The organism is Anabaena azotica SJ-1, from assembly GCF_047275885.1.
In the GTDB taxonomy this organism is placed as follows: domain Bacteria; phylum Cyanobacteriota; class Cyanobacteriia; order Cyanobacteriales; family Nostocaceae; genus Trichormus_B; species Trichormus_B azotica_A.
In genome coordinates this window covers 3,736,707-3,749,084 of record NZ_CP178454.1, presented here as the reverse complement: position 1 = coordinate 3,749,084, position 12,378 = coordinate 3,736,707, and the positions used below count along the sequence as shown (strand labels likewise).

Below are 12,378 nucleotides of genomic sequence, written 5' to 3'. Positions count from 1 at the left end.
CTCTGCTCGTATTTGTTTGGGCATTCCTGCATTCCTGCATTCCTGCAAACCTTCTTATCTACTCTCCTTAATTCCTTGTTTTCTTATTCTGAACTACTGAACTCCTGAACTTCTATTTATTGCCATGCGATCCGCCCAATCTAATCAATTTGACTACGTAAAAATTGGACTAGCATCACCAGAACGTATCCGCCAGTGGGGTGAGCGCACTTTACCTAATGGTCAGGTGGTGGGTGAGGTGACAAAACCAGAAACCATCAACTACCGGACTCTGAAACCAGAGATGGATGGTTTATTCTGTGAGCGCATTTTTGGACCAGCTAAGGACTGGGAATGCCATTGCGGTAAGTATAAAAGGGTGCGTCACAGAGGTATTGTTTGTGAACGCTGTGGTGTAGAGGTGACAGAATCAAGGGTGCGCCGCCACAGAATGGGTTTTATCAAGCTGGCGGCTCCGGTGGCTCATGTTTGGTATCTCAAGGGTATCCCTAGTTATATTGCCATTTTGTTGGATATGCCCTTGCGGGATGTGGAGCAAATTGTTTATTTCAACTCCTATTGTGTGTTAGCTCCTGGTAATGCGGATACTCTGACTTACAAACAACTGTTGAGTGAAGACCAGTGGCTAGAAATTGAAGATGCCATCTACAGCGAAGATTCTCAACTGGTAGGTGTGGAGGTAGGCATTGGGGCTGAGGCTTTGCTGCGGCTGTTGGCAGATATTAATTTGGAAGAAGAAGCAGAAAAACTCAGGGAGGAAATTGAAAACGCCAAGGGACAAAAACGGGCAAAGTTGATTAAACGCCTACGGGTGATTGATAACTTTATTGCCACTGGTTCTAAGCCCGAATGGATGGTAATGGCGGTGATTCCCGTGATTCCTCCCGATTTGCGCCCAATGGTGCAGTTGGATGGTGGTAGATTTGCCACTAGTGATTTAAATGATTTATACCGTCGGGTAATTAACCGCAACAACCGTCTAGCCAGACTGCAAGAAATCCTTGCGCCGGAGATTATTGTCCGTAACGAAAAACGGATGCTGCAAGAAGCGGTGGATGCCCTGATTGATAATGGTCGGCGGGGACGGACTGTGGTGGGGGCAAACAACCGCCCCTTGAAGTCTTTGTCAGACATTATTGAAGGTAAACAAGGACGTTTCCGCCAAAACCTGTTGGGTAAACGGGTGGACTATTCTGGACGTTCTGTAATTGTGGTCGGTCCAAAGCTGCAAATTCACCAGTGCGGACTGCCTAGAGAAATGGCGATTGAGTTGTTTCAGCCCTTTGTGATTAACCGTCTGATTCGTTCCGGCATGGTGAATAACATCAAGGCAGCCAAAAAACTGATTTCTCGCAACGACCCCAGTGTGTGGGATGTGTTGGAGGAGGTGATTGAAGGGCATCCGGTGATGTTAAACCGTGCGCCCACTCTCCACCGTTTGGGGATTCAGGCTTTTGAACCAATTTTGGTAGAAGGGAGAGCAATTCAACTCCATCCCCTAGTGTGTCCAGCTTTTAACGCTGACTTTGATGGTGACCAAATGGCGGTTCACGTACCTTTATCATTGGAAAGTCAGGCAGAGGCGAGATTGTTAATGTTAGCTTCTAACAACATTCTTTCCCCTGCAACGGGCAAACCCATTGTCACCCCTAGTCAAGATATGGTGTTAGGGGCTTATTACCTAACGGCAGAAAACCCCGGTGCTACCAAAGGGGCTGGAGGTTACTTTGCTTCCCTGGATGACGTGATTATGGCATATCAGCAAGAACAGGTTGACCTGCATTCTTATGTTTATGTGCGGTTTGATGGAGAGATGGAAACCAGTCAACCAGATACTGAGCCAGTGGAAGTAATAGAAAATGAGGATGGTACCCGGACTTTAATGTATAAGTTCCGCCGTGTCCGTCAAGATGCCACAGGTAATTTAATTTCTCAATATATCTACACTACCCCTGGTCGGGTAATTTATAACAAAGCAATTCAAGAAGCGTTAGCAAGCTAAGAGGTTCAGGAGCAATTTCTGAACGGGCGGGGAAACCCAGCTAAACTCCTGTAACTTCTGAATGGGCGGGGAAATCCCGCCCCTACTGAACTCCTGTAACTCCTGAACTTCTTCTTATGACTGAAAAAATGATTTTCCGTAACCTTGTCGTTAACAAGGGTCAACTGAGAAACTTAATTTCCTGGGCGTTTACCCACTATGGGACAGCGCGGACGGCGGTGATGGCGGATAAGCTGAAAGACTTGGGTTTTCGGTATGCTACCAAAGCCGGGGTTTCTATTAGTGTGGATGATTTGATGGTGCCGCCTTCCAAGAAATCGCTGCTGGAAGCTGCGGAAACGGAAATTCTCAGCACAGAAGCCCGGTTTAAACGGGGGGAAATTACGGAAGTGGAACGTTTCCAGAAGGTAATTGATACCTGGAACAGTACCTCCGAAAGCCTGAAGGATGAGGTGGTTGCTCACTTCAAACAAACCAATCCCCTCAACTCGGTGTATATGATGGCCTTTTCGGGCGCACGGGGAAATATTTCTCAGGTGCGGCAGTTGGTGGGGATGCGGGGACTGATGGCAGATCCCCAAGGGGAGATTATTGACTTACCAATTAAGACCAATTTCCGAGAAGGTTTAACAGTTACAGAATATATTATTTCTAGTTATGGTGCCAGGAAGGGACTAGTAGATACTGCTCTCCGGACTGCGGACTCTGGTTATTTGACCAGACGGTTGGTGGATGTATCCCAAGATGTGATTATTCGGGAATTTGACTGTGGCACAACCAGGGGCATTCCTTTGCGGGATATGACGGAAGGGGCAAAGGTGTTGATTCCCCTCGCTACCAGATTGATGGGGCGGGTAGTGGGAGAAGATGTGGTACATCCAGTGACTGGAGAGGTGATTGCACCCCGTAATACTCCGATTTCTGATGATTTGGCCGCGGTGATTGGCAAGTCTGGGGTGAAGGAAGTGATCGCGCGATCGCCTCTGACCTGTGAAGCTGCCCGTTCTGTGTGTCAACATTGTTATGGTTGGAGTTTGGCACACGCCAAAATGGTGGATTTGGGTGAAGCGGTGGGAATTATTGCCGCCCAAAGTATTGGTGAACCTGGTACCCAGTTAACCATGCGGACTTTCCACACCGGGGGGGTTTTCACTGGGGAAGTGGCACAACAGGTGAGATCCAAAATTGATGGGGCGGTGAAAATTTCTCGCAAGCTGAAAACCCGTCCCTATCGTACCCGCCACGGTGAAGATGCCCTCTATGCCGAAACCAACGGGACGTTAATTATAGAAGCCAAAAATCCAGGGGTGGAAAATCAAGAAATTTCCATTACCCAAGGTTCAACGGTATATATTACTCCCGGTCAACAGGTAAAAGCGTTACAGTTGTTGGCAGAGGTGGCACTGGGAGGTAGAACCGCCAGAGCGAATACAGAAAAAGCCGTCAAAGATGTGGCTTCTGACCTGGCTGGAGAAGTGCAGTTTGCCGATGTAGTAGCAGAACAAAAAACCGACCGTCAAGGCAACACCACCACCACCGCCTCTAGAGGGGGTTTGATTTGGATTCTGTCTGGGGAAGTGTATAACTTGCCACCGGGTGCAGAATTGGTAGTGAATAATGGCGATGCGATCGCTGCCAATGGAGTCTTAGCCGAAACCAAATTAACCAGTGTCCACGGTGGGGTAGTGCGTCTACCAGAAGCCATTCCTGGCAAGGCCACCAGAGAAATTGAAATTATCACCGCCTCCGTAGTCCTAGACGAAGCCACGGTTACAGTCCAGAGTTCCCAAGGACGCAATCATTATTTGATTCATACAGGAAAGGAGTCAGGAGTCAGGAGTCAGGAGTCACCAGAAGAGGAAGATAATTCTTCACTTTTACCTGTCACCTCTGGACTGTCACCTTCTTCCCAAACCTTTAACCTCCGGGCGACACCGGGGACAAAGGTACAAAATGGACAGGTGGTGGCGGAATTGATAGATGACCGTTATCGCACCACCACCGGCGGGTTCTTGAAGTTTGCTGGCATTGAAGTCCAGAAAAAAGGCAAGGCTAAATTAGGTTATGAAGTAGTCACCGGTGGCACACTGCTGTGGATTCCTGAAGAAACCCACGAAGTCAACAAAGACATTTCGTTGTTGTTGGTGGAAGATGGGCAGTATGTAGAAGCTGGAACAGAAGTGGTGAGAGAGATTTTCTGTCAAACCAGCGGAGTAATTGAAGTTACCCAGAAAAACGACATCCTCAGAGAAGTGGTGATTAAACCCGGTGAACTGCTGATGGTGGATGATCCAGAGGCGGTTTTGGGCAGGGATAACACCTTTGTGCAACCAGGGGAAGAGTTCCAAGGCACAGTTGCCACCGAACTGCGATATATCCAGTACATAGAGTCACCAGAAGGCCCGGCATTATTAAGCCGTCCGGTAATTGAATTTGATGTCCCCAACAATCCCGATGTTCCTTCGACTTCAGTCAGTCAACAAACAGGCCGTTCCATTCAGTTGCGGGCGGTGCAGCGTTTGCCCTACAAGGATTCCGAACGGGTGAAATCTGTAGAAGGAGTGGAACTGCTGCGGACTCAACTGGTGTTGGAAATTGAGCAGGAAGGGGAACAAGACCACAACGCCTCACCTCTGGCTGCGGATATTGAACTGGTGCCAGATACAGAAAACTCTGAGGTTCAAAGATTGCAGTTGGTGATTTTGGAATCTTTGGTGGTGCGGCGAGATATCACCGCTGATGCCACCCAAGGCAGCACCCAAACCACATTAGAAGTGGAAGATGGGTTAACCATTGCCCCTGGGGCTGTGGTAGCAAGGACACAGATTTTGTGTAAGGACGGCGGTGTAGTCCGTGGTGTCCGCAAGGGTTCAGAAGCGGTACGACGCTGTTTGGTGCTGCGCGACAGCGACATGATCTCCATCTCCAGCACTACTGCTCCCAAGGTGAAAAAAGGCGACCTGTTGGTAGAAGGTTCAGAAATTGCCCCTGGTGTATTTGCACCAGAATCGGGACAAGTTGTTTCTGTGAAAGCAGGTGACAGTAAAGGTTACAGGTTACAGGTTACAGGTGACAGTAAAGGAGAAAGTGCTTCCCCTGCTTCCCCTGCTTCCCCTGCCTCTTACTCCATCACTTTAAGAGTTGGTCGTCCCTACCGAGTCAGTCCTGGTGCAGTGTTGCAAATTGAAGATGGGGACTTGGTGCAACGGGGTGACAACTTGGTGTTGTTGGTGTTTGAACGTGCCAAGACCGGAGACATTATTCAAGGTTTGCCCCGGATTGAGGAATTGCTAGAAGCCCGTAAACCCAAGGAAGCCTGTATTTTGTGCCGTCGTCCTGGGGAAGTGAAGGTGGTCTATGGTGATGGTGATGAGGCATTAATTTCACGAGAAGCTTATGCCATCAAAGTTGTGGAATCCAATGGTGTGGTGACAGACTATCCCCTTGGCCCTGGACAAAACTTGATGATTCCTGATGGCGCTCATGTTTTGGCTGGTCAACCCCTGACAGATGGACCCTCCAACCCCCACGAGATTTTGGAAATTTTCTTTAGTCTCGGTTCTGATGATGGTATTTATGCCTGTGCCAGCCATGCTTTGCAGAAGGTACAAAGCTTTTTGGTGAATGAGGTGCAGATGGTGTATCAGTCCCAAGGCATTGATATTGCTGACAAGCACATTGAGGTGATTGTCCGGCAGATGACCAACAAAGTCCGCATTGATGATGGTGGTGATACGACCATGTTACCGGGTGAGTTGGTGGAATTGCGCCAGGTGGAACAGGTGAATGAGGCTATGTCCATTACCGGTGGTGCCAAGGCTCAATATACTCCTGTGTTGTTGGGGATTACTAAGGCATCGTTGAACACCGATAGCTTTATTTCTGCGGCTTCTTTCCAAGAAACCACCAGGGTGCTAACTGAAGCAGCCATTGAGGGCAAGTCTGATTGGCTGCGTGGTCTGAAGGAAAATGTGATTATTGGGCGGTTGATTCCGGCTGGTACTGGTTACAACACTTATGATGAACCCAGCACCATTGAGGACTATGGTACTGATTTGGGTACTGGGGTTTTGGATGAGGTTGATGACCCGTTGGATATGGTGCTAGATGACCGTACTGCGAAACTTTATAGCTTAGATACTCCTGGTTTGGGAGATGGTAGCTATGGTGGTAGACGGGGAGAAAGGTCTATTTTGGATGATGATGATTTGATTGCAGATGAGGTCAGCGACCTTGTTGATGATGATGAGGAAGACGATGAGGAAGAAGAGGATGATTACTATGAATAATAAAGTCGATCGCCCACGATAGTCTCATTTGAGGTAAAAGGCAATAATCTGAAAGGCAAAAGATTAAATTCTTTTGCCTTTTTTTAGAGGTTGACAGAATTTGATCAAAAATTCGTTACAGTCACACTTAGTCCTGAATCAAGTCGAGGAACTTTTAAATACTCAATTGGTTCATGACTTTGAAGATTTGAGCCAGTTGTCGCCAAACATGGTTGGAAAAATGTCTCTGGATTTTTAATATACTCCAACGGGTTGATTTTCTTACATTCTGGATCAGTTACTCTCAAACTTGCATTAGGATTATTTGTATTATCAATTACAGTATTCCACTGATTAGTAAGTGTGGCAGCTTCTGTTACTAAATTAGCCGACTGACTTTTTTGATCTGCGATCGCAGGAATTGGTTTTGGGTTAGCATAAGCACCGGGAGCAATAGCGATGATTACACCTAACCCAGATATTGAACCGATCATGGTTAAGGCTAAAAGTGAAAATTTCATAATTAACTTGATAAAATTTAAGGTGGATGAAAAATTACATTCAGTTATAAGTGAACACTAAGTATACAAATTCAGTTTAAACCAGATTTAAAGTTTAATTTGGTAATAATAGTAGTTTTCTCTATTTTTATTCTTAAAACTCTGTTAAACTTCAAAATTCTTGATTTTGGGATCGTTTTTACAGGACTGACATAATTACGATCATCCAAGAGACTAATTTTATGTTTTACTAAAATTATCAACTACTGAGACAAATAACAAATTTTAGTAAATTTTAGTAAATTTTAAATTTCGATTATGACTACTGAAACTAATCTTCCTACTTTAGCCAGTCTAGAATATGTTGCTTATATTGATGATGTTGGTGAATTACCAGAACAATTCCAAGGTCAAATAGGAGTTTATGCTATTTTTAACCAAGAAAAAATTCTCCAATTTGTTGGCTATTCTCGTGATGTTTATCTCAGTCTGAAGCAACATTTAGTCCGTCAACCAGATGAATGTTATTGGGTGAAGGTACAAACTATTGAACGTCCTAATCGCACGCTTTTAGAAAATATTGAAAATGCTTGGATATCTGAAAATGGTTCTGTTGGTTTAGCATCTGCTGAAAATAAAGAAAAATGGATTAATCCTATTAATAGTCTGGCATTAATGACAGATGAGGAAAAGACTAATTATCAAAATCCCTTAATTGATGATTTAGTAAAAATGAAACTTATTAAAAATGTAGCTCGGCGTGTTGAAGCTGAAATTTTAGAGGTATTAAAAATACGGGGTTTGAAAACTCAAATTCGTTTTAATCCTAAATTAAAAGAAGAAGGTTTGCTGGATTTGAAATAACGAAAAAGATAATTAGTAATTGGAATAATTCCTCATTTTTCCCTTTGCTCTCAATACGGTTTAGATAAGCCTATTTTGCCTCTGCTTCCCCAGATTGACTAAATAGATAATTTTCCTTAACTGAACCGTATTTCCAATGCTCTCTGCCCCTATTCCCCATTTCCTACATGAACTACGAAATAGCGCGAAAACTAATCATAGACCAAACAACTAACGAGGAAAACTCAGATGCCTTGTTAAATCATCTTAAACAAGGAAAACCACCAGTACCTGGTCAAATTACCTCAATTTTGTTAGCGTTAAAGGTGGTATTTGAAGCTTTAAAAGATGCTCCTGGTTTGGATAAAGAACTGGCTTTTGCTTTATATAAATTAGGTATTAGAGGTTTACAGTTATTTGCGACAGGACGCAAAGCTGGTGTTGACTGGCCGCCATTGTTGCAGGAGGATTTGCAACGTATTTCCTTAGCTGCTGAAAGTATTTTTTGCGGCAAATGGCAAACTTTAACTTTGGGAGTTAAGGTGAAGGATGAAGGATGATTCAAAAACCTACATCCTTAGTTAAGCTAACGGGTTCTCAGTTCTGCTTCTAATTTATCTAGGTCAGATTTCAGAAAAACTGTAATTTGTCCAGTCAAAGCTTTACCCTCTCTGGGTTTAGCAATTTCTATCCAATAGGCGTAGCGATCGCCTAATCGTAACTCTCCCTTCAATGCTTCCCGAATTGGTGTTTTTGCTAAACGAGCTTGATTAATTGCACTCTGATTAGGATAGCTGTAAACTACCTGAGCGCGATTATAGTCTTGATAAATATCCAAACCATAAATGACCCGTAAAGATTCCTGAAGACGCTCAATGGTAACACCATTCACACCATCATACATACTGAGGCGTTCAGTGCGTATTGTGCTGCGGTCTTTGGTAAATGTTACCTTACCTGGAGGCAATACCGAAGCTTGAAAAGTGAATCTTTGAGCAGCTGTGTCACTTTTACTGACAAATAGTTTTTCCCCGCTTCGAGGACGAAGGGTAGGATGGCCTTGAATCCAGGTCGTTACTTCCTCTGTGCTTTCTCCAGGTAAAGCTTGAACTGGATAATTCAGGAGTATTCCTACAGATAAGCAAGGTATAATCGAACAAGAGGAAATTAAAAAATTACGCAAATATTTTTTTAGCATTTTCCTATTCAGGAATAACATCGCCATTGAAAATAGTTTTCCATGAGTTTTCCATAGGATTAAACTTTATCTCAAGATTTAGCTTTTCGTCAGGTCTGTAAAGCTAAAATAATTACCCTAAGAAGGTAACATTGCCACCTTAATAACTTTGCGGGCTTTCATATCAGCAAACACCTGTTCTAAATCTTGTAATGGTCGCCGTTCACTTATTAGCAACTCGAAAGGAATTTTCCTACTGGCTATCAGTGACAATGCCAGTCTTACATATTCTGGTGTATTGTGAAATACGCCTTTGAGAGTTAATTCACTATAATGTAGCTGTTCGGTATTTACGGTGATCGTTGTATTTTTGGGACAACCACCAAATAAATTGACAGTTGCACCAGGACGGGCGCAAGCGATCGCCACTTCCCATACACTCGGAACTCCTGTCGCTTCTATCACCACATCCGCACCCCAAGCTTCAGTTAACTCCTTGACTACACCAGGAATATCAGCGACTTGATGATAATTAAAAACCTGTGCCGCACCCAATTTTTTGCCAATTTCTAACCGTCGGTCATTACCTCCCCACAGCAATACCTCAGCTTGAGTTTCCGCTGCTAAAACCGCCACAAACATTAAGCCAATTGCTCCATCTCCCAGCACAACTACCCGGTTGTTAGGTTTGACATGAGAACGCCCCAAACCATGCAAAACACAGGCTAAAGGTTCAGTCATGGCTGCCAATTCAAAGGGTAACTGATTGGGAATTGGCAACATATTATGCTGGACAATCGGTGCAGGAATTTTCAAATATTCCGCAAAAGTACCATTATTCCATGTCAAATTTGGACAAAGGGAATATTCTTGGCGTTGACAAAAAAAACATTTCATGCATGGTGCAGAATTATTAGCAACAATTCTGTTACCCACCTGCCAATTAGCCACACCAGCACCCACAGCTACAATTGTTCCCGCCGCTTCATGACCAAACAATGTTGGGGGAGTCAACATTTTCGCATGACCACCACGCCGCCAAACCTTTAAATCTGTACCGCAAGTGGTAGCTGCACCCACTTTGATCACCACTTCCCCATCGTCTGGAGTTGGTTCAGGGACTTGCTCTAGGCGTAAATCTTCCTGTCCGTAAAGTAAAGCTGCTAACAAAGCTTTTCACCCATGAATTAGCTGCTAACCGATTTTACAGGATATTGTGGAAAATTTGAGCATCGTTTCTCAATCCATAAGATGTGTTTTTAGCCTATTTTCTGATAAATTTTCCTTTAAGAGGTGTAATTCGCCCAAGACTTAATAAGTTAAACTCTCGTGAATTCTGAACTCCTGACACCGTCACCTTTAAGCCAAACTCTGACGGACTTTTCTGAGTCGTTTCAGCCCCTTGGGAGGAATTCCTGTAAACCGAATTAAAAAATGATTTTCTGGAACATCAAATTTTTTCACAACTTTGGCATATATATCTGGTTCTTCGGTAAATATTGCCGTTTCTGTTAATAATTTTAGCTTAATATTAGTTAATGATTCCAAATCATATTTACAGCACAGTTGTGCGCCATTTTCAGACAAACCAACTAACACCCCTGGTAATAATTGACCATCTGCTTGTTTACCATGTAAAACAATAAATTCTACAGGTAATTCATCACTCAAAAGCTCTATATCTTCATCAACTTTAGGTAAATATAAATTATATTTTTCACCAATACCACCAATCTCATAAATAGTAATCGGATGTTTAATTCCTTTTGGTTCTACCTGTGATTTACTATCAATTCTCAAATCAATATTGGCATCCAATAAAGTATACTCAGAAATTAAAATCTGTCCTCCTACAGAATATGATTCAATCCGAGCAGCTAAATTCACATGACTACCAATTACAGTATATTCAGCCCGTTTTTGAGAACCAATATTTCCGGCTACAACTTCTCCTGTATTAATACCGATTCCCATTTCTAGAATGGGTAAATTCATTTGCTGATTTTTTTCATTCACTTTTTGCATTGCCAACTGCATGGCTACAGCACAAGCAATTGCTCTTTGAGAATCATCTTCACGACTGATAGGCGCTCCAAACATCACCAAAATACCATCACCCATAAAATCATTAATCGTACCTTTGTGCTGATTAATTACATCTGTCATTACTTCCAGATAAAGATTTAGAATTTCTACTACTTGTTCAGGAGGATATTCTTCAGAAATAGCGGAAAATCCTCTAACATCAGATACTAAAATTGTAACTTTTCTCCGTTCTCCTCCTAACTTTAAACCAGAAGGCGTTTCTATTAAATTAGTGACAACTTCATCTGTAAGATAACGCCCAAAAGTTTTTTGCATATTGACTGCACTCTGAAAAATATATTGGGTAATAATCACAGTTGATCCTGCTAAAGCTAATATTGGTGGAATCAAAGGAATCCACCAGCCAGCTAAAAATGCTAAGAAGCAACAGATTATCAATGCACTACCAGTCAGCACAAAACTAACAGTAATCAAAAATATATTATGGCGTTGCTGCCAAAATAATATAGAACCAATCATAGACCATAATAAAATCCACAGTCCTTCTTCAAACTCAGACCAAGATTTAATTTGTGGACGACCATCTATAGCCGAACTCAAAATTTGACTGGTTAAATTAGCGTGAATTGTTACACCTGCCATTCGTGGTGTATCTGCAAATAATTTACTACTATAAGGTGTAAAAAAGCTATCTCTTAAACTTTCCGCAGTTGAACCAATTATTACCACTTTTCCTAACATTAAATTTGTGTCAATTTTGTTTTCTAATACATCTGTGAAAGAAACTTTGACAAATTTTTGCATTGTTCCTCGATAGTTTAATAGTATTTGGTAGCTACCAGATTTTTCTCTAACGTAACCACCATCATTATTCTTAAATCTGGGGAAAATACCCTTACCTAGTTGTAAGTATTTGGGGTTAGTTGTTGCTGCTTTTTCAGTAATTCCTTCTGCTTTTAAATATAATAGTGCTAACTTGAGGCTAAGACTTTCGATATAATCATTTTCATTTAAATATAAATACAACATTCCTCGACGGATTTTACCATCTCCATCAAGAGGCATATCATTTCCTCCCACTTGTTGAAGTTTTTTTAAAATAGGCGATGCTTGTACTAAAGAACTATCCCTATTTTCTAATACTTTTTCAATGCCAATCAAATTAGGTGTAGATTCAAATAATTTAACCAGTTCTGTATATCCTGGATTAACTGGCCAATTACGATAAATATCTAAACCTATAGCCCTTGGTTGTTGCTGTTTGATATTTTTTAATAATTTGGTCATGACCGCATCAGAAATAGGCCAGCTTTTTTGATTATTAATATCTTTTTCATTAATTTCGACTATGACAATGCGATTATCAATTGGTTCTTGTGGACGGAGTAGAAACAATTGATCTAATGCTGTTAATTCTAAAGATTGAAGTAATCCAGTGAAACGTAGTGCAATCACAATAAATGTGACATTGGGAACAGCAATTAAAACGCCACGCCATTCCCATAGACTTTTTTTTAAATTATCTAGAATGAAATTCATTGA

Annotated in this window: 8 protein-coding genes; 4 read left to right on the top strand and 4 right to left on the bottom strand. The window is 42.4% G+C overall.

Annotated features, from left to right (window positions below; all coding sequences use genetic code 11):
• Positions 1-124 precede the first annotated feature (124 nt).
• The gene (locus tag ACLLO5_RS16390; RefSeq protein WP_413171566.1) at positions 125-2,002 is read left to right on the top strand and encodes a DNA-directed RNA polymerase subunit gamma; all 1,878 of its coding nucleotides are present in this window, start codon (positions 125-127) and stop codon (positions 2,000-2,002) included.
• A 116-nt stretch (positions 2,003-2,118) separates the two neighbouring features.
• Positions 2,119-6,291, top strand: coding sequence for a DNA-directed RNA polymerase subunit beta' (locus ACLLO5_RS16385; protein ID WP_413171565.1), 4,173 nt, complete (start codon positions 2,119-2,121; stop codon positions 6,289-6,291).
• A 104-nt stretch (positions 6,292-6,395) separates the two neighbouring features.
• Here the strand turns inward: ACLLO5_RS16385 and ACLLO5_RS16380 are convergent, their stop codons facing one another.
• Positions 6,396-6,791 (bottom strand): hypothetical protein, encoded by a 396-nt coding sequence (locus tag ACLLO5_RS16380; protein ID WP_413171564.1) that lies wholly within the window; start codon positions 6,789-6,791, stop codon positions 6,396-6,398.
• A 297-nt stretch (positions 6,792-7,088) separates the two neighbouring features.
• Here ACLLO5_RS16380 and ACLLO5_RS16375 point away from each other — a divergent pair, with 297 nt between their 5' ends.
• Both ACLLO5_RS16375 and ACLLO5_RS16370 read left to right on the top strand, forming a co-directional pair.
• Complete coding sequence (locus tag ACLLO5_RS16375) at positions 7,089-7,634, top strand: GIY-YIG nuclease family protein (protein ID WP_413171563.1); 546 nt, start codon at positions 7,089-7,091, stop codon at positions 7,632-7,634.
• 167 nt (positions 7,635-7,801) lie between these two features.
• Positions 7,802-8,173: a Dethiobiotin synthetase gene (locus ACLLO5_RS16370; RefSeq protein ID WP_413171562.1), complete on the top strand. Its 372-nt coding sequence runs from the start codon at positions 7,802-7,804 to the stop codon at positions 8,171-8,173.
• A 26-nt stretch (positions 8,174-8,199) separates the two neighbouring features.
• Here the strand turns inward: ACLLO5_RS16370 and ACLLO5_RS16365 are convergent, their stop codons facing one another.
• The 3 genes from ACLLO5_RS16365 to ACLLO5_RS16355 all read right to left on the bottom strand — a co-directional run bounded on the left by ACLLO5_RS16365 (position 8,200) and on the right by ACLLO5_RS16355 (position 12,375).
• A complete protein-coding gene (locus ACLLO5_RS16365) occupies positions 8,200-8,811 on the bottom strand; it encodes a hypothetical protein (protein WP_413171561.1) in 612 nt (203 codons plus the stop codon).
• 117 nt (positions 8,812-8,928) lie between these two features.
• Positions 8,929-9,960, bottom strand: a complete 1,032-nt coding sequence (locus tag ACLLO5_RS16360; RefSeq protein ID WP_413171560.1) for a zinc-dependent alcohol dehydrogenase — start codon at positions 9,958-9,960, stop codon at positions 8,929-8,931.
• A gap of 189 nt (positions 9,961-10,149) precedes the next feature.
• Entirely contained in the window at positions 10,150-12,375 is a 2,226-nt protein-coding gene (locus tag ACLLO5_RS16355; RefSeq protein ID WP_413171559.1) for a CHASE2 domain-containing protein, read from the bottom strand.
• Positions 12,376-12,378 lie beyond the last annotated feature (3 nt).